Source organism: Microvirga sp. HS2, assembly GCF_055792805.1.
In genome coordinates this window covers 222,496-239,697 of record NZ_JBVVAJ010000004.1, presented here as the reverse complement: position 1 = coordinate 239,697, position 17,202 = coordinate 222,496, and the positions used below count along the sequence as shown (strand labels likewise).

Genomic DNA, 17,202 nt, shown 5'->3' with positions numbered 1-17,202 from the left:
CAGTGCGCTCGCGGCGGGTGAGATCGACAAGATAGCGCTTGAGCATGGGAGAGCCCTCCCTCAGATCCGCTCAGTTTACACCCCCTCGAACCATCCCGCAGCTCCCCTGTGGCAAAGGACTAGTTTCTCGCCACCCTGCAAGGCAGGTTGAGCCGCTCAGGTTGCCAATGATGCACGGATAATGATCTGAAGCTGCCATTGCTTCATGCGGAGGGGTGGGCAAGCACCAACAGACCAGCGGAGGTGGTTAGGGCTTGGGATTCGGCGCAGGAGAGCTTCCGCGTTGAGATTGGTATTGAGTTTCGTATCAATCGACGGGCCTGCGCTCGGCGTATTGGGGATTGGATTAACCTCTCGACCTGCGTATGGGCCGACCCTGCCCTGTGAGAGAACAAGAAGATGTCGGATTCTCGCTGCATGTCTTATTGAGGAAGCAAGAGGTGAGGTATATTGCTTCTTCAGCGGGGCTTCTTGTAAGAGATCGTTGTAAGAGATCGGGCCCTGCCTCAGTCCTGAAGATGAGTTTGGAAAGCGCTTACACCTTTATGGGGCAAGCTAAAAGCGCTTAACATGTCCTGAACAATTCGGGTCCAATCAACGTGCTCGGGAGCGCTGATCTTCGTCTTGTGTTGGCGTAAATCGAGCGCCTGGTCGATCTGACTGAGAAACTCCTCGAAGCTCTTGTAGACGAAGAGGCCTTTGCATTCCAAGTTTGGCGGACGGATGGAACTCACTACAGGGCAACCAGCGGCTAGATACTCATAGAGTTTCAGCGGGTTGATCGCGCGTACGGCATCGCTGTGCTCATTAGAGGCAAAGGGGATGATCCCGACACTTGCGGCCTGCATGAAGGCTGGCATGTCTGAATAGGGGCGCTGCCCCAGGAGAATCACGTTGTCAGAAAGATCTTTTGGCGGTTGGAGCTTGATCCGTCCGACGATAATGAATTTGAAAGTAGGACGCTCCAGTGCCGCTCGAGCGATGAGGTCCCAATCGAACCAATTCTCTACTGCGCCCGCATAAAGGATCCTGGGCTCCGCGATTGCCGCTATATCGGGCAGCGCGGGAGAAGGGTGCTCGAAAAATGTCCTGTCAACACCGTTGGATACCAGGAGAACGCGCTGGGCTGCGAGCTGGATCGCACGTTGAGCAAGAGCCTCCGAGGTAACGATCACTCCATCGAAGCGAGAAAGAGCGCTTGCCTCTGCAGCCCGCGCCGCAGGAGTCAGGACATCAAACAGGCTGCTGTCATCGGCGAGCCGATAGACACTCCAGTTGGCGCCTAATGCAAGCGCGATTTCCGTCGCAACCGGCGAACCGCAAAGAACAAGATCGGGTTTATCAAAAGCCATTCTCTTGAGCTGCTTTGCACTCAGGCGCGGCCAGGACAAGTACTTCGCTATATGAAGTGTTAGTGGGGAGCGCAGTACCGGAAATTTGGCATGAGGGAGGAGAGTGAACGGCGAGATGACCGCAACCCCCGCCTCAGTTGTCGGTCGGGGGGAGCTGCTAAAGACCCGCCCGCGTCTGCGGCCTTTTGCAATATGGAGAGGAGAAAAGTACGGCTCGACATAGAGTACCTGCCAGCCGAGACGTGCCAGCGCGCGTGCTATGTGATGCAATCCATATGGAATGCCGTTCCATGGATGAGCAGCGAAGATAATGGCGCGTGGCGCACTCATCGGAAAACCCAGTTGCGTAAAAGAGGCAACAAAGCAAATTGTATCATGAGGGGGAGGCTACCGTTGGAACCGAGAGCTTCTCGTAGACCTCTGTCACACGGCGGGCAAGAATGCGCCAATCGCGCTCTGCAACTACGAAACGACGCGCTTCCTCGCCAATTTTTCGGCGAAGTTCGCCGTCGTTTGCAACGTGCGTGATTGCCTGCGCTAAAGCCTCGATGCTCCCCTTTTCTGAGACGAGGCCAATGGGCCGGTCACCAATGATTTCTGCCAGTGCGGCGACACTTGAGACAATGATACACTTGCCCATAGCCATGGCTTCGAACGGCTTCAGCGGTGACACCATCTCACAGACCGGAAGCGGTTTCCGAGGGAAAGGTGTGATGTCGATAAGGGAGTAGTAGTTCTCCACTTCGTCGTGCGGCACGCGTCCCGTGAAGATGACATGCTCGTCAAGCTGCAGTTCCTGTGCCAGGGTGCGGCAAGATTGGTATGCCGCCCCGTCGCCGACAATCAGCACGCGCAGATGGCTGAGGCCCCGGTCTACGCAGAGGCGAGCAGCGTGCAAGAGATCATCGAGGCCCTCGTAATCGAGAATTGAGCCGACATAGCCGACAACAACATGTTCCGGCTTCAGCCCGAGCTTCTCAGCCAGCACGGGATCCCGTGGTCGAGGGCGAAAACGGTCGGTATCGACACCGTTGGGAACAACATCGATTTTCTCCGCAGGTATGCCACGACGAATGAGCTCATTCTTCAAGGCTTCGGTAATGGCAATCACCCGATCCGCCCCCAGGCACGCCTCGGTCTCAAGGCGAAGTGCCTGGGCGTAGCGCAGCGTTGCTGCGTACGAGGGGTCACGTGAGAGAGCAGTGATCTCCCATAGACCGCGAACTTCGTAGACGCTTGGGACTCCCAGTGCGCGGGCGACAGAAACCGCCGTCAACCCTGTCACGAAATTGGAAGCACCATGGATGATCGCCGGGCGGATGTCGGCTGCAGCCTCGATCGTAGCCGCCACATTGAGCTTCACATATTCTCTCGTAGAGGTCGAAAAAAGTTCCTCGGGAGCGTTGTTCAAACGTACATAGGGTACGGTTTCGATCTGCTCGAATGTATTCGCGTGCGCGTTTCTGAACTTGGTGAAGATATGAGGATAGCCAAGGCGCGTGACAATGGTGCTTTCATATCCCAGGTCCCTAATCCCCGCGACAAGGCCATGCGAACGGGTCGCGTATCCGGCAGAGTGAAAAGGAAGGGAGTTGTAGACCAGATACATGACACGCCCCGGCACGCTCTGGATCGCCTCGTTGGGCGCAGGCGCGAGCTCGGGAAGCAGTCCACTTCGGATGAGCGCGACTTCGTGTCTGGCAATCGTATATATACGACGGGCTCGCTGGACACGCCGAAGGCTCCTGACAGTGAACCGGATAGAGAGCCGATAGGGCCAGATTGCTAATCTGTACGTAAAAAGAAAAATTCTGATGTGAAGAGGGAAACGGGCCGGTTCTGCGGGAGTAGCCTCAGACTGGAAACGCTCTCTGTGTTTAACCTTGCGCACTAAGGCGACGGGCCAAGCCAAAGGCCTTTTCAAATGGCCCGAGAGCATTTTTCTCAGGGGCGTTGCGCCACTGGCGCTTTGACGCATCGACAATGCCTCGTAGATCCATTGCAGTTCGTCGGGGGCATAGCGCGCAATGCGTTTACGTTCTGCAGTCTTTCTGCCGGTGGCCACGAGTTGAATCCTGTCCAATCCTAATATCGTCCGAGGGCCGTTGATCTAAAAAGAACACGTCAAGAGAAGTGCGCGGATGCCGCCGAACTCTCGCAGCCGTACTCGACAAGAACGTTCCATGGCTCACATTTCACGAGGATCTGTAAGCCACGAAACTCATATCATCATTACTTTTGCCAAAGGCCGACCGTGTCGATCACGACGCGACTCAACAGGAGATCGCGTGGCGCATCTTTGAAAGCGGTGTGGCCCACGAGGAGCACGACGATGTCAGCCTCGCGGATGGCCTCATCAAAGCTCTTCGCGACGACGTTGGAGCGGCCGGCCAGAGTGCGGGGCAGGTCTTCCACATGCGGCTCGACAATAACAAGATTGGCGTCCTCTTCCGCCAGGGCTTCGGCAATGTGCAGAGCAGGGCTTTCCCGGAGGTCGTCGATGTCGGGCTTGTAGCTCAGGCCGAGGCAGGCGACGACAGGCTTCTTGAACCGATCCATCTGTTCACGAACCTGGTTGAGGACTACTTCAGGCTTGCCGTCGTTCACCCGGCGAGCCGCGGCCATGAGCGGAGTCTTATCAGGGGCTGCCGAGATCAGGAACCATGGGTCGACTGCAATGCAGTGCCCTCCCACACCCGGCCCAGGATTGAGAATGTTCACGCGCGGGTGGCGATTGGCGAGAGCGATGGCCTCCCACACATTCAGTCCCATGTGCTCGCAAAGAACCGAGAGTTCATTGGCGAACGCAATGTTGACGTCACGGTAAGCATTCTCAATGAGCTTCACGAGCTCGGCGATCGGGGCCTTCGTGTGCAGAAGGGCACCGCGGACAAAAAGCCGATAGAGGCTCTCGGCGCGCTGTGCGCATGCTTCGCTCATGCCACCAAGGATACGGTCATTCTCCACGAGCTCGAACACCATACGCCCAGGGAGAATGCGCTCGGGACAATAGGCGACTTGGATGCTGCCCGGGCGTCCGTTGAGTGGCAAGTCTAGATCAGGACGCTCCTCGGCAATCCACTCGCAGATCTTGCGTGTCGTGCCGACGGGACTCGTCGATTCCAGAATCACTAAATTTCCTTCTTTCAGTACTCTCGCAACGGCTCGAGTGGCGCTCTCTACATACGAAAGATCGGCGGACTTGTCGGAGAGGAAGGGGGTCGGCACCGCAATGATAAAAGCATCGGCCGGGACAGGCTCGCTGACGGCCTGCAGCTTGCCCGTTTTCACGGCGGCTTCGAGCAGAATGTCGAGATCGGGCTCAGAAAAGTGCGCCTTGCCCTCGTTCAAGCGTCTCACGACACTTTCCTTCACGTCTACGCCGATGACCTCCACGCCACGCGTAGCAAGGGTCGCTGCCGTTGGAAGGCCAATGTATCCGAGGCCTACCACGGAGATAGTTTTGAAAGCGGAGGGGGAAGCGCTCATTGTTCAGAGGTCCAGATGTTGCTCGGCGCAGTGGAGGGATGTGATGGGTGTCTAGCGTGATAGGAACTCGTTGCAAAGCGCGACGATGCGCCGTGCAGCGAAACCGTCGCCGTAGGGCGACCCGGCGCGCGCCATGGCTGCCGATGCAGCTTCGTCCGTGAGCAGTGTCGCGGCTTCTGCGACAATGCGATCCCGCTGTGCTCCCACAAGCTTGGCTACTCCGGCCTCTACCGCCTCAGGGCGCTCTGTTTCGTCCCGCAGAACGAGGACCGGCTTGCCGAGTGCGGGGGCCTCCTCCTGAATGCCACCACTGTCCGTCAGAATGAGCGTCGAGCGCTTCATCAGCATGATGAGTGCCTGATAATCCGCCGGGGGGACGAGATGCACGCGCTCTAGTTGCCCAAGCTCCGCATAGACAGGCTCACGAATGTTCGGATTGGGATGCACTGGGTAAACAAACTCAACGTCGGAGAAGCGGTCATGGAGGTCCCGGACGGCCGCACAAATCTCCCGAATAGGGGCACCGAAATTCTCCCTTCGATGAGCCGTAACAAGAATCAGGCGCCGCTCCGGACGCGTAGGAAAGTCGCAGGGAAAGTCGCGCCCGGCCACATCAAGCAGGGCATCCACCACAGTATTGCCCGTCACATGCACCGATCGAGCGGGCTTCCCTTCGGTGATGAGATTGTCACGTGCGCGCGACGTCGGCGCGAAATGGAGCTTGGTGACAAGCCCAGTCACGACCCGGTTGAGTTCCTCTGGGAAAGGGCGCTCAATGTCATGTGTGCGAAGTCCTGCCTCTACGTGTCCAATTGGGATATGACGGTAGAAAGCAGCCAAAGCAGCCACCATGACGGATGTAGTATCGCCCTGGACAAGGATCATATCGAACCTGCCGGTCTCAAGAAGCGGGTCGAGCTTGGCGAAAATCCGGCTGCTCAGGCCCGAAAGCGTTTGGTTCGGAACCATGACCTCTAGGTCATGATCGATCCCGATGTTGAAAAGGGACAAAATCTGATGAACCATCTCGCGATGTTGGCCGGTGCTTACGACGATGGGCTCAGCCCAGCTTTCCTGCTGCAGGGCCTGGATAACCGGAGCCATTTTGATGCACTCTGGCCTTGTCCCAACAAGGCAAAGAATTCGTCTCGTTTTCTGTTGCATCATTATATTACCCAATCAACCCGCAGCTAATGGCTGGGCTCCGATATCATGTCAATCCAGAAATGGGAAACCTCGGATCCCTCTGTGCTTGATTCTCAGGTCTGCCACCACTTCCGTATAGGAAGGTGGAGGCGGGGGTGATGCCAGAACGAGCAGGCGAGGCGGGATGCCATCATGCCAAAGCGGCCGTCGTTGCGCGCCGCGGCAGCCTGTTCCAAGGCAAGGTAAGCGATGAGGCGCCGTCTCACGCGTGGCTCGAGCTGATCGCTGAAGCGCTTCAAGATTCGAGAGCTCGCCTGCTCGACGCTTAGGTACCGTCCGCGGCGACCAATCGAGATCGTCGCTCCGGCAACGGGGGCCACTTCAAGTCGGCCGCCATAGAGCGCGAAGCGCAGGAACCAGTCTAGATCCTCAAGGCGCCGCAGTTCCGGATCGAACGGGCCAACTAGGGCAAAGGCGGCCCGCGGAATGATCACGGTCGAGCCAGGCGAAAACCAGCAGCCGCTAGCGAAGTCTGCGGGATCCGTGCTGGCAATGGGAGTGCGCTGTCGGTTCTTATCGCCCCCTTCTAGCCAGCCGCATGAGATGGCTACAAGATCGCTTTTGCTCTGGTTGAGCAGGCGCATTTGCGATGCCAGTTTCTCAGGTAGCCAGAGGTCATCGGAATCGAGGAAGGCGATCACATCCCCCTTCGCGGCGTCAACACCGGCTTGGCGCGCGGCAGAGGCTCCCCGGTTCGTAGGCAGGGTCAGTATTCTGATACGCGGGTCTTGGGCTGAATAACCAAGGGGACCGAATGGCGGGGTTGACGCATCGTCCACGACGATAATTTCGTCCGGGGGCCGAGTCTGGGTCAAGGCAGAGTTAATTGCTTTGAGCGTCGTCTCGTGGCGGTTGAAAGTGGGAATTACTACGCTCAAAGTCATTGTCATGCTGTATAAACATAGATGTAAAGGCGAAAAGGGAAATATAGCCCTAAAATCAGTTACTATAAGCAATATTTGATTGTCAATAAGCTCGCTTTTAGCGGATCTGAAGGGCTTGAAAGGAATACGGGGCTATCAATACTGGCGTTAAGTGACGCATGAACGTATTGCTCGGATGGCTTAGGGGCGTCCAGACGCCATGTTATTGCGAGTTGTGCTTGGCGCTCCATAATCAGGGAAGCGGTTGTCCGGGGGGCTGTCTGGTGATATCCGTTGTCATGTTGTATCCCGTTTTAACCTGTGCCGAGAGATCGGAGCCTGCGTCCGGACTAAAATTGCCCCGCGATCGGATGGACGATCCGCTGCTGGAGGGGCGTTGAGTGTACTGGTGTCGCTCCGACAGCAATAAAGCGAGCTAAATTCCAGGCTTGGGGTTTTAAGAGGAAGTTTTGCTCTTGGCTCTCTCTGGAGCGGGTTGTTTTAGAAGGCCTGCCAGCTGTTCTGGGAACTGGCGCATAGCAGCAGTCGCGAATGATGGATGAAGTTGAGTTCGATGAGGCGGAGGAGGTTAGTGGAAGGGCACGCTCCACTTCGAAACCCGCCTATAGGAATGCGAAATGGCGGCCCCAGATTGCCAAGCGGTTGTGGGAGAGAACTAGGCTCATCGCCGCTTGGTTCCGAATCACAGTGCTTCCTCAATTTGGATGGCGTGTCCTCGCCAGCATGGTCCTGATTGCCTGCGGCAAGTTGGGGGATGCAGCCAGTTTTATCGTGGGCACTCATATTCTCACGCGATCACTTTCGCACGTCACTGCTTCCTCCAACGAGGTCCAGGGAGGAGTCATTTGGGCGGCAGGTGGGATGGCCGGCATCTTGGCTTTGGCGAGCATTCTGAGTTATTTCGGTCACAAGCTCGCGGCCAAGATCGTTCTGGACTATGAGGACAATTGTTTAGTGAGGGGCTTGGAACTCATACGTCACCACGGGGAAGGAGATCGGAAGCTTTCAAAACACGAGATCGCGAATATCATGAGACAGGCTCCCCGCACGATGTCCCGAAGTCTCCTGTACGTCATCGGTGCGTGTACATCATTCGCGATGATGCTGATCGGCCTAACGACCTGTGCTTTCCTGTTCCCCGGCCTGACGGTGACGATTTTGCTGAGCCTAGTTGTAATCAGCCCTGCTTACATTATGGCCGCTGTTCATAGTACAAATATAGGGCATAGTATTCGCCTTAATACGCCGGGCTATTCTACGCTGGTCAAGAATCTTGAGCGATGGATTTCATCTCGAGATTTCGATCAAGGCAGGGTCGCTCAGGAAATCCAGCAGGATGAGCAGTATACAGCATATCAGAGTGCCTACAGGGCGCGCTTGGCCCTGCCTGCCAGAAATCACTTGCTGAGCAATCTTACCCTTGCCCTCGTGTTGTCCTTGTCTCTCCTCTGGATCTCAAACGAGATCGACTTTAGTCCCGCATCCATCGCGGCCATGGTCTCTTATCTTGTCTCTCTGCGCCTCTTCGCCCACGGCCTCGGCGGCATTTTCCACGGAGTCCAAATCGTCAATACATCGCTGCCTTTCTATCTGCTGTTCCTTGAGCGCGACCCCCGGCTGGTAAAATGAGAGAGGGGAGCCCAAATTGCTATGCCAGCTGAACCATGTTAGGCGGGCCCACTCAGCCTGATGCCATGTCGGTGCGTGCTGCTGGATGTCGGTATTTCAGCCCGCCTGCATGTTGCTGTAGCCGCCTGTAAGCAGGGGACCTGACCGGAATGGAAACTCGGGATGCGCAGAGCGCCATCAGCGGACGAGAGGAGGGTGCGCGGCGGAATTTCCAGTATGCCGCACTCGCAGCATCGGTTGCGGTATCTTTTGTCAGTCTGATCTGGGTGCTGCGCTGGAGCGGCTACGGCGTCGATTTGACGGATGAGAGTTTCTACATTCTCTGGCTGTCGCATCCTGAAATCTACAAGGCCTCGGTGACGCAGTTCGGCTTCGTCTATCATCCCCTGTACCGTCTTGTCGGAGGCAATATTGCCTTGTTAAGGCAGGCGAACGTCCTAATCTTTTTCGCATTAGCATTCGTCTTCGGGGCCATTTTGTTCCAGAGGCTGCTGACTGAGCCATCTGCGCCAAAAGCCGGCTTGGAACCTGCGCGCAGGCTGATCGTCGCGGGCCTGTCGTTTGCCTTTGCCTCCGTTTCTTTCCTTGGTTTCCTTCCTTGGCAGCCGACACCGAGCTACAATACTCTCGGAGGACAAGCGCTCTTACTGGCTGGAATCGGAATACTCCTCGCAACGCGGGACTACTCATGGCGCAGCATCACCGGATGGTGCCTACTTGGGGTAGCCGGATGGCTGAGCTTCATGGCCAAGCCGACATCAGCCGCCGCTTTGGGCCTTGCCGTCACATTTTATCTGCTCGTTGTACGGCAGTTCGAATTTCGCCTGCTTCTGATTGGCGCAGCAACCGCAATTGCCTTTGTACTCGTCTCAGCCTGGATGATCGACGGTTCCGTCATAGGTTTTATTCAGCGCATGATGAGTGGGCTGGAACTCTACAAGAATCTCATGACCGGCCATGGTCGGCAGGGTTTGCTTCGTTTAGGGCAATACGGTCTCACGCGAGAAGATGCCATAGGGTTGGGGATGGTTCTGGCTTTTCTGGTCGGATCTCTTGTTCTCCTTCGAAAACAAATCGGCTCGCGATTTGTTTTCGCCGCCTGCATGCTTGTAGCCGGTGTGGCTATCGCGATTATGATAGGGATCCTCGATTTCATACCCGTCTATAAAGGCTTAGGGGCAAAGATCGTTACTCATAAGAGTCTTGGAACTAAGAGCGTCTCTGTCATTTTGATCGGCGTGCTCTTGTATTACGCCGTAGCCATGGCCAAAGGGTCGTTCGCAGCGCTTAAAGCCTCGAAATGGCCTTTGGTGCTGCTGCTGATAATCTTCCCTTACGTCTATGTCATCGGAACGTCGCTGAATTATTGGTTCACGGCCTTGATGGCGGGCATCTTCTGGGTCGCGGCAGCGTTCTTGCTGCTCGACGCCGCTGCTCCCCTCAGGAAGCACTGGGGATTGGCTCTGCCGGTCCTTGCTGCCTCGCAGCTGCTCATGATCGCCGTGGCGGCGATCGCGATGGAATATCCCTATCGTCAACCGCAGCCCCTGCGTTTGAGCCAAGTGACCGTGCCCTTCGGAGAAGGAGCCGGAGAATTGAGGCTGTCTCAGGGTTTCGCCGATTACGTCCTTACGCTGAGGCATATAGCTCAGGCCAATGGGTTCAAGGAAGGTGATCCAATCCTCGACTTTACAGGGCAGTCACCGGGGGCGGCTGTTGCGCTAGGCGCAAAAGCCGTGGGGCAGCCGTGGCTGCTTGGAGGCTACCGCGGAAGCCGAGACTACGCGGAAGCAATCCTTGCCGGCGTTCCTTGTGATGAGATCGCCCGTGCGTGGATCCTGACCGGATCGGCGAGCAAGCGCGCTTTGTCTTTGGATATTCTGACCCGGTTCGGGATCGACATCGCCCGCGATTATGTAAAAGCCGGGAATGTGATGTCCGAGGATCAGGACCGGCGCCAGGTTTATGAGCAGACCCTCCACAAGCCTTTGCGCTCTGCTGAGGAGGGGCGCTTGGCGTGCGAGGCTAGAGCGCTTTTCGGTGAAGTCGATCCGGTTCGCCGTCAAAAAATGCGTCACACCACAGAGAAGAGCTGATCTCGCCTTGGTGGAAGTAGCTCTAGGCATACTCTTGTCAGAGGGTAGGCAAGAGAGTGAGCTCGGGCTCCTCCGTCATACTTTGTACGCGAGAGCGTTGAGTGCGACGCCTGCGACGATAAGAACTAAGCCTGCAATCTGCATTGGGGATATGGCTTCGCTGAAGAGTGCATGGGCCACCAGTGGAACACAAACAAAACTCAGTGCCATAAACGGGTAAGCAAAACTCAATCCAGCCTTTTCGAGGGCAAGGGCCCAGCAGACGCTCGCCAGGACAGCCGCGCCAAGGCCGGAGAGTACGCCGATGTCCGTGTACATGGCGAACAAATAATCAAGCTTGTTGTGGCCAGCCTTGTCAGAGGCATGGGCTATGGCCCGTGCTTTCATGATCACCTGCCCATAGACGGTAAGAGCAAGAGTACAGGCAATATAGAAGAGCTTTTCCATCTTGAGATCTCTTAAGAGGCATGGCCAGGCTTAATGCATCTGTCTGGCCCGGGCAATATGAACTCCAAGTATTGCAAGACTGGAGAGACAACCGATGCACTCTTGTATTTGACTTGCATTTGATGGCGTTTGGGGTGAGTAATAATATTCATGCGGCATCGTGTTGCACGAATTCGCAGCCGCCGTAGGATTGCCATGGTTACCACTCAGCCTCAACGCTGCCCTGTAGCAGTAATCGCTTCTGTCATAGCTGCGGTATCGACGATCTTCTTAGCAAGTATTTTTGATTGCAACGAACGACGATGGCAGACTGACGATGCTCGGGGCGGTATTGGCATGGCTGCCAGTCCCAAGCTGCATCCGATCTTTTCCCATATCCCTGTCGCGATTGTTGACATGCCCTTTCCAGGGTACGTTTCTTTGAGATGGCCTCAACTCGAGAGAAGGAGAACTCAATCCATTGCTGTTGCGCTGGTAGGTCCTGGATGGGCAACGTATAGCCTTAGCGGGATCTCCGTCCAATCTCGTCCAAGTGGACGCTGGCGATCAAATACCGTTTCATCCGGGCCTCTGTCCTGGACATGGCTATCCAGAAGTTGGGCCACAACTTTAACAAAATATTGTTTCGAGACAGAGGCATCCATATCATCGCGATCCAGCGACCGGTTGAAGATTTCCTGCAGAGGGCGCTATCAAAATTGCCCTGGCTACCGTTTCGTGTTTCAGGTGGCGCCGCGAACGACGATTTTTGCCGAGGTGGGTTAGCTGAGGAGTATCATTGGGGTGCGGACGAATGGCGCCTCATGGAACGAAGGGATCGCAAGTGAGTCAGAAAATCGTTATCTTCGGCGACGGCAATATCGCCGAACTCGCGGACTTTTACTTTACACATGACACTGTGCATGAGGTCGTCGCCTTCACGGTCGACGGGGCGTATCTCAAGCGGGATGAGTTCCGAGGGCGCCCAGTCGTTCCTTTCGAGCGCATTGCGGAGCTCTATCCGCCGGACCACTTCCATCTGTTCGTCGCTATCAGTTATGCAAAACTGAATAGTTTGCGTGCAGAGCGAGTTACAACCGCCAAGGCTAAAGGGTATAGGTTGGGCTCGTATCTAAGTAGTCGCGCCACCGTATTCCCGGGATTTGAACTCGGCGAGAACTGCTTCATCCTCGAAGACAATACGATTCAGCCCTTCGCAAAGGTTGGCTCGAACGTCACTCTTTGGAGCGGAAATCATATCGGTCATCACTCGACGATTGAAGATGATGTCTTCGTTGCTTCGCACGTGGTCGTATCGGGCGGCGTCAAGATCGGCCGTGGCAGCTTTGTCGGCGTGAACGTCACCCTCCGCGACCATGTGACGATCGGTGAGCGCTGTGTCTTAGGAGCTGGCGCTCTTGTTCTCGAAGACCAGCCGGATTTCTCCGTCGTAGCCCCTCGTGGCACCGAGCGGGCGAAGATCCCGAGCACACGCTTGCGCAACCTTTGAGAGGCAGCGATGCCCTGGATACGACTTGGCCTCATCCATGTGCCCGAGGGAGATAAGCCTTGGGCGCGGAGCCATGCCTCATTGCCTGTCCCGGTTCAAACCGAGGCCAACGTGTTTCGAGTTTTCTACAGCTCCAGGGACCAGGACAACCGTTCGTCTATCGATTGGATCGATCTTGATCTGTCTGCAGCTCCGAAAGTGATCGGAAGGGCGTCATCACCGGCGCTCGTGCCTGGGAGTGACGGAACCTTCGACGATAGCGGAATCGGCCTTGGAAGTGTCGTCGCCTGCGAAGACGGTTACCACGTCTACTATATGGGATGGAATTTGGGCGTTCGAGCGCCTTGGCGCAACTCCATAGGCTTGGCAACGGCTGGCGTATCGCTCGATCGCTTCGAACGCTATTCTCCCGGTCCAATCCTCGATCGGTCGCCCGAGGATCCATACACGTTGTCCTATCCGTGGGTCTTGCAGATCGCATCAGGCGATTGGCGCATGTGGTACGGATCGAATCTGAAATGGGGATCCAGCAGCGGCGACATGAGCCATGTCGTGAAGATGGCTCGGTCTCGAGATGGAATTCGTTGGGAAAGGGACGGTGCAACCGTTCTGGGTTTCCGCACGTCTGACGAGTACGCGCTTGCTCGTCCGACAATTGTTCAAGTCGGCTCCTCGTTTCTCATGTGCTTCGCATGCCGTGGCGACCGGTATCGTATTGGAAGCGCTGTCAGTCAGGATGGCGTGAGCTGGACACGAATGGACGAGACGCTTGGTCTCGACCGGGCCGCGACGGGCTGGGACAGCGAGATGACTTGCTATCCCTCCATGTTTTGGTTTCAGGACAAGCTCTGGATGCTTTACAACGGCAATGGGTATGGTGCCACGGGAATTGGCATCGCAGTTTGGGAGGGTGAATTCCCGTTCACCTAGTTTCCAGGTGTCTCACCACCACCGTAAACTCGTACAACCCGTAATCCTGCAGGAGTGCGACTGAGCGGCCGAAGCGATCGAGGCACCACCTCAGCATTCCAGCGGGATCTGCATAGTAGAGGTCTGGCCGCCGGCGATCGGGGTCGCTTGAGAGACTCAAGACATTGAAGGCAAATCCCCGGCGGCTGCTGCGCGCGAGCACCTCGATCGTGTCCTCGACATAGCGGGCCCATTCATCCCGAGCGACGTCGCCCTTGACGTTGAAGACGCCGCTTGCAACCGCAAAATCGGCTGCCTCATTGGGTGACGCGCCTACCCTCCAAGCAATGGCAGAGTCTTCCCCATGGAGACGCGTTGCTTCCTCAATCATGCTGGCGGCGATGTCATAGCCCACGAAAGGCCCGTGATGTCCTGCTTGGCGGAGGAAGCGCAGGAAGTCGCCGAAGCCGCAGCCCAGATCCAGGACGGACGCCGCCGGATCGTCGATCAGGCGCAGAAATTGACGGTGACGGAGTTCGTGGGATTCGACGCCGTTCCAGTCCACGCCTCGCGGAGTGGCGCCGTGGTCCGCTAGCCGAGCGGCATAGTAGGTCGCCACCTTATTCAGAATGGTAGCGCGTAAAGCGTCATTCATCGTCAGCTCCTGGCTCAGCTCCTGGCTCAGCTCCTGGCTTCGCGGCGGAAGTCGAGGGCGGAGGGAGACGTCTGATGGTAACTTGTGTCCTCTCTGCGGTGGATCCTGCGCACGACAGTGTAGGGACGGCGCTTCGTCTCGGAAAGAATGTTCGCAATGTAAATACCGAGGATTCCCAGAATGAGGGTCGTTAGGCCGCCGAAGAACCAGACCGACACGATTAGCGACGTCCATCCCCCAACGCCTATGCCGGATAGCAGGTAACGGGCCACGTAATAGAGGATCGTGACGATTGATAGCCCCCACACCAAAATCCCGGTGTACAGGACATAGTATAGAAGCTTCGTCGAGGTTGTCGTTACGTGCTTGATGCCCATCTCCAGACGACGGCCTAGAGAATAGGTCGTCGGAGAAAGGGAGTGTTTCCGGATTTTCTGGGCGACCTGCTTGAACCCTGAGATCTCCCAAAGATGAGCGATCAAGAACTCGCGGTCGCGATGCCTGACGAGCGAACGCACATATTCACGCTTCATCAGGCGCGCAGTCACGACGTTCTTCGGCAGCGTCTGGTCGCTAAGCGCTTCAACGACGGAGAAGAACAATGCGCCGGTCACACGCTCCACTACGCCTCCCCGGCGCGCCTCCTGGACACCGTAGACTACATCGCATTCCGTCTCGCGCATAGTCTCGTGAAATTGCAGCAGGAGCTCCGGCTCCTCTTCAAGATCGCAGTCAATCAGGAAAACGAGGTCTCCACGAGCATGGGAGAGACCTGTCATCATGGCTTTGTGGTGGCCGAAATTACGGGCGAGATCAACGAGCACAACCCGGGGATCGCGCTCGTGCATGCGCAGAGCTCGTTCGCGGGAATCGTCGGGCGACCCATCGTTCACAAGCACGATCTCGATGTCGTCCGAGATCTGTTCCGCCGCAGACAATGCGCGCCGATAGAAATCATCTAGGGTGCTGGCCGACCTGTATAAGGTCGAGACGATCGACAGTTTCACAGCAATGACCTTTCAAGGAAATGCTTGGCCTCCGGCCCTGTATTCAGGAGCAGGTCGACGATCGAGAGTGATGGATCGAAGGTTCCCCAGAGCTGCAGGTATTCCTTGTATCCGCTGTAATCCATCCAGCCGACCTCTATCCCATGCCGGGCGAAAAGGTCGACATCGAGATAGCTCTTCGCGGCTGGGCCGCTCAGGTAGTAGGACGCTCCGCAGGCGAGGCACAGCTCGAGGAGACGTTCGGTCGGTTCCATGCGGCGCAACGCTTCGCGGTCAAGAACCTCGCTGCAGCGCTGGATCGGTACCGTGATGTCGAGACGCTGGCAGAGTGCTCGGAGAAGCCGCTCATTGACCTGAGTGAGGAGGGGCTCCTCCGAGACGTCTTCGAGTAACGAGAAGAGCCAGGGTGAAACGGTGCTGAAATGGGCCGCACGTCGATAGGCGAGTTCAAGTGAACGGATATGGGCTGCAGCCCAGGTTCGGTCCGAAATCTGCGTCTCGTCGATGGCCTGATTGTAGCGCCCCTTCACCTCGACAGGAATCGTGAGCCACACAGGGCCACCAGGTGTCTTGATTTTGTTGCGGTTGCGCCAGTCCCGACGCGTGTACTGCACGCTTTCCAGCAGAACCACTTCATCGACCGAGCGGAGCATGTCGAAGTAGCCCCGCCAAGGAATGTAGTTCGATTGCGTGATGACAACTGACTTTCCCACGGCACTTCCTTAATGGGCGAGGTGGACCGTGACGCGCTCGATGACCCGGTCCACTCCTTCCAGGGGCATTCCTGCATAGAGCGGTAATCTGATCAGACGCGCGCTCGTATCATCGGTGACGTCCAGATTTCCGTGAGCGCGCGCATAGCGCCGGCCTGCCGGTGCAGAATGAAGTGGGATATAGTGGAAGGGGGCCCAGATCTCCTCTTCACGAAGCTGGCCGACCAACCGGTTTCGTACCTCCTCGTCATGGACGAGCAGGTAATAGAGATGGCCATTATGCGTGCAATGCTCGGGAACCGTGGGGCGGCGGACGATCTCAGCAGCTTCGAGAGCTGCAAATCCGGCGTGGTAGCGCTCCCACACGGCTAGTCGCTGGGCATTGAAGTGTTCGATCTGCTCCAGCTGGGCGAGGAGGACTGCGGCCGTCAGTTCGCTCGGGAGAAACGATGAGCCGCAATCCACCCAGGTGTATTTGTCGACGGCTCCGAGCTTGAAGGCTCGCCTGTTGGTGCCCTTTTCCCAGATGACGAAAGCTCGCTCCGAGAAGTCAGGGTTATTGATCGTCAGGGCGCCGCCCTCTCCGGACATCGCGTTCTTGGTCTCATGGAAGCTGAAGCAGGCAAGGTCACCCAACGCCCCGGCTGGATGCCCGCGATAGGTGGAGAGGAGGGCCTGAGCGGCGTCTTCGATCACGAGGAGATTATGGCGGCGCGCAATTTCCAGGATGGGATCCATCTCCGCGCAGACGCCCGCATAATGAACCACGCAGATGGCCTTGGTCCTCGGCGTGATGGCGGCCTCGATCTTCGTCTCGTCAATGTTGAGCGTGTCGGGTCGGATATCGACGAAAACGGGGACGCCATGCCGCAGCACAACGGCATTGGCCGTCGAGACGAAGGTGAACGACGGCATGATGACCTCGTCGCCTGGGCCGACATCCGCCAGAATGGCCGTCATCTCCAAAGCTGCCGTGCAGGACTGGGTGAGGAGGGTGTCGACACAGCCGAGACGCTCCCTGAGCCAGGACTGGCTCCGCTCCGTAAAGCTCCCGTTCCCGGAGAATTCCCGACGCTCGAAAACCTCTGCCAGATATTCGAATTCTCGGCCGGCAACCGAAGGTTGATTGAAGGGGATGCGTTTCATAGCCGAACAGGAAATGTGTGCTGAAAGGTGGGCCAGCATTAATGGACAAAGCATAGTATTACAACAGCGCCGCGTACCATGGCTGTGGCTCAGGAGAAAATGGGTCCTCCGCCTTTCGCCGCATATCTCATAAGGATATAGCGTTTTATAACGCTCGGGGCTGGTTGGCTCCTGGTCGAT

At 56.8% G+C, this 17,202-nt stretch carries 14 protein-coding genes; 4 read left to right on the top strand and 10 right to left on the bottom strand.

The window, feature by feature from the left end; genetic code table 11:
• Positions 1-506: 506 nt before the first annotated feature.
• From ACS5Q0_RS06165 to ACS5Q0_RS06145, 5 genes are all read right to left on the bottom strand, one after another.
• Positions 507-1,682 (bottom strand): glycosyltransferase, encoded by a 1,176-nt coding sequence (locus tag ACS5Q0_RS06165; protein ID WP_473125728.1) that lies wholly within the window; start codon positions 1,680-1,682, stop codon positions 507-509.
• A 43-nt stretch (positions 1,683-1,725) separates the two neighbouring features.
• Complete coding sequence (locus ACS5Q0_RS06160; protein WP_473125727.1) at positions 1,726-3,417, bottom strand: glycosyltransferase family 4 protein; 1,692 nt, start codon at positions 3,415-3,417, stop codon at positions 1,726-1,728.
• A gap of 167 nt (positions 3,418-3,584) precedes the next feature.
• Complete coding sequence (gene wecC, locus ACS5Q0_RS06155) at positions 3,585-4,841, bottom strand: UDP-N-acetyl-D-mannosamine dehydrogenase (RefSeq protein WP_473125726.1); 1,257 nt, start codon at positions 4,839-4,841, stop codon at positions 3,585-3,587.
• A gap of 51 nt (positions 4,842-4,892) precedes the next feature.
• Positions 4,893-6,005 carry a non-hydrolyzing UDP-N-acetylglucosamine 2-epimerase gene (gene wecB, locus ACS5Q0_RS06150; RefSeq protein ID WP_473125733.1) on the bottom strand — a complete coding sequence of 371 codons (1,113 nt, stop codon included), beginning with the start codon at positions 6,003-6,005 and terminating at the stop codon, positions 4,893-4,895.
• 95 nt (positions 6,006-6,100) lie between these two features.
• A complete protein-coding gene (locus ACS5Q0_RS06145) occupies positions 6,101-6,931 on the bottom strand; it encodes a glycosyltransferase family 2 protein (RefSeq protein WP_473125732.1) in 831 nt (276 codons plus the stop codon).
• 531 nt (positions 6,932-7,462) lie between these two features.
• Between ACS5Q0_RS06145 and ACS5Q0_RS06140 the strand changes: the two genes are divergently transcribed.
• Positions 7,463-8,560 (top strand): hypothetical protein, encoded by a 1,098-nt coding sequence (locus ACS5Q0_RS06140; RefSeq protein ID WP_473125725.1) that lies wholly within the window; start codon positions 7,463-7,465, stop codon positions 8,558-8,560.
• Between the two features lie 149 nt (positions 8,561-8,709).
• Positions 8,710-10,656 carry a hypothetical protein gene (locus ACS5Q0_RS06135; RefSeq protein ID WP_473125724.1) on the top strand — a complete coding sequence of 649 codons (1,947 nt, stop codon included), beginning with the start codon at positions 8,710-8,712 and terminating at the stop codon, positions 10,654-10,656.
• A 75-nt stretch (positions 10,657-10,731) separates the two neighbouring features.
• On the opposite strand, the gene ACS5Q0_RS06130 is transcribed toward ACS5Q0_RS06135, so the two are convergent.
• Entirely contained in the window at positions 10,732-11,103 is a 372-nt protein-coding gene (locus tag ACS5Q0_RS06130; protein ID WP_473125723.1) for an EamA family transporter, read from the bottom strand.
• Positions 11,104-11,926: 823 nt separating this feature from the next.
• Between ACS5Q0_RS06130 and ACS5Q0_RS06125 the strand changes: the two genes are divergently transcribed.
• Complete coding sequence (locus tag ACS5Q0_RS06125) at positions 11,927-12,592, top strand: acetyltransferase (protein ID WP_473125722.1); 666 nt, start codon at positions 11,927-11,929, stop codon at positions 12,590-12,592.
• Between the two features lie 9 nt (positions 12,593-12,601).
• A complete protein-coding gene (locus tag ACS5Q0_RS06120) occupies positions 12,602-13,522 on the top strand; it encodes a glycoside hydrolase family protein (RefSeq protein WP_473125721.1) in 921 nt (306 codons plus the stop codon).
• On the opposite strand, the gene ACS5Q0_RS06115 is transcribed toward ACS5Q0_RS06120, so the two are convergent.
• From ACS5Q0_RS06115 to rffA, 4 genes are read right to left on the bottom strand one after another with little or no spacing between them, the layout of a single operon-like run.
• Positions 13,515-14,156: a class I SAM-dependent methyltransferase gene (locus tag ACS5Q0_RS06115; RefSeq protein ID WP_473125720.1), complete on the bottom strand. Its 642-nt coding sequence runs from the start codon at positions 14,154-14,156 to the stop codon at positions 13,515-13,517. The two genes, ACS5Q0_RS06120 and ACS5Q0_RS06115, sit on opposite strands and share 8 nt — an antisense overlap.
• A gap of 26 nt (positions 14,157-14,182) precedes the next feature.
• Positions 14,183-15,163, bottom strand: coding sequence for a glycosyltransferase family 2 protein (locus tag ACS5Q0_RS06110; protein WP_473125719.1), 981 nt, complete (start codon positions 15,161-15,163; stop codon positions 14,183-14,185).
• Positions 15,160-15,876, bottom strand: coding sequence for a WbqC family protein (locus ACS5Q0_RS06105; protein WP_473125718.1), 717 nt, complete (start codon positions 15,874-15,876; stop codon positions 15,160-15,162). Before ACS5Q0_RS06105 ends, ACS5Q0_RS06110 begins: the two co-directional genes overlap by 4 nt.
• A 9-nt stretch (positions 15,877-15,885) precedes the next feature.
• The gene (rffA, locus tag ACS5Q0_RS06100; RefSeq protein WP_473125717.1) at positions 15,886-17,022 is read right to left on the bottom strand and encodes a dTDP-4-amino-4,6-dideoxygalactose transaminase; all 1,137 of its coding nucleotides are present in this window, start codon (positions 17,020-17,022) and stop codon (positions 15,886-15,888) included.
• Positions 17,023-17,202 lie beyond the last annotated feature (180 nt).

Coding starts and splice junctions, on each gene's coding strand:
- ACS5Q0_RS06145 (WP_473125732.1), bottom strand. CDS start 6,931: ATGACTTTGAGCGTAGTAATTCCCACTTTCAACCGCCACGAGACGACG.
- wecB (WP_473125733.1), bottom strand. CDS start 6,005: ATGCAACAGAAAACGAGACGAATTCTTTGCCTTGTTGGGACAAGGCCA.
- ACS5Q0_RS06130 (WP_473125723.1), bottom strand. CDS start 11,103: ATGGAAAAGCTCTTCTATATTGCCTGTACTCTTGCTCTTACCGTCTAT.
- wecC (WP_473125726.1), bottom strand. CDS start 4,841: ATGAGCGCTTCCCCCTCCGCTTTCAAAACTATCTCCGTGGTAGGCCTC.
- ACS5Q0_RS06115 (WP_473125720.1), bottom strand. CDS start 14,156: ATGAATGACGCTTTACGCGCTACCATTCTGAATAAGGTGGCGACCTAC.
- rffA (WP_473125717.1), bottom strand. CDS start 17,022: ATGAAACGCATCCCCTTCAATCAACCTTCGGTTGCCGGCCGAGAATTC.
- ACS5Q0_RS06135 (WP_473125724.1), top strand. CDS start 8,710: ATGGAAACTCGGGATGCGCAGAGCGCCATCAGCGGACGAGAGGAGGGT.
- ACS5Q0_RS06140 (WP_473125725.1), top strand. CDS start 7,463: ATGATGGATGAAGTTGAGTTCGATGAGGCGGAGGAGGTTAGTGGAAGG.
- ACS5Q0_RS06165 (WP_473125728.1), bottom strand. CDS start 1,682: ATGAGTGCGCCACGCGCCATTATCTTCGCTGCTCATCCATGGAACGGC.
- ACS5Q0_RS06120 (WP_473125721.1), top strand. CDS start 12,602: ATGCCCTGGATACGACTTGGCCTCATCCATGTGCCCGAGGGAGATAAG.